Source organism: Psychroserpens mesophilus (assembly GCF_050617655.1).
In the GTDB taxonomy this organism is placed as follows: Bacteria; Bacteroidota; Bacteroidia; order Flavobacteriales; family Flavobacteriaceae; genus Psychroserpens; species Psychroserpens mesophilus_A.
Window position 1 is genome coordinate 1 of the sequence record NZ_JBODQC010000049.1, and the last position, 412, is coordinate 412.

General features: G+C 58.0%; 1 protein-coding gene. It reads right to left on the reverse strand.

The window, feature by feature from the left end:
- Positions 1-412 (reverse strand): efflux RND transporter permease subunit (locus ACRHNM_RS16275; RefSeq protein WP_431137692.1); only part of this gene is annotated, 412 nt, incomplete at both ends.

Sequence of the window (412 nt, forward strand, 5' to 3'; positions counted from 1 at the left end):
GCCGGCCGATTTGCTTAAGCGTGCCGAGCGGAATCTGCTCCCCACTGATGGCAAAACTGATGGTCTGGCGGACAGGCCGGAGTTTGGAGACGATCAGAGGCTCCATGCCCGATGGAAAGGTAGGCACCTGGTCCACCGCGTTTTTGACCTCCAGGAGCATAAAGTCGATGTTCCGCCCCTTTTCGATCTCGACGTTGATGGTCCCGCTGTTTTCCCGGGACGTCGAGGTCACCCGCTCCACCCCTTCCAGGCCCTTGAGGTTGTCCTCGATCTTCAGGACAATCCCCTCTTCCACCTCCTGGGGGGAAGCCCCCGGGTAGGCAATGTTGATGGAATTGTTCCGGGACTCCACCAGTGGAAAAAAGGAGGAGTTCAGGTTTTTTGCCCCGTAGATCCCGAAGATCACACAGGC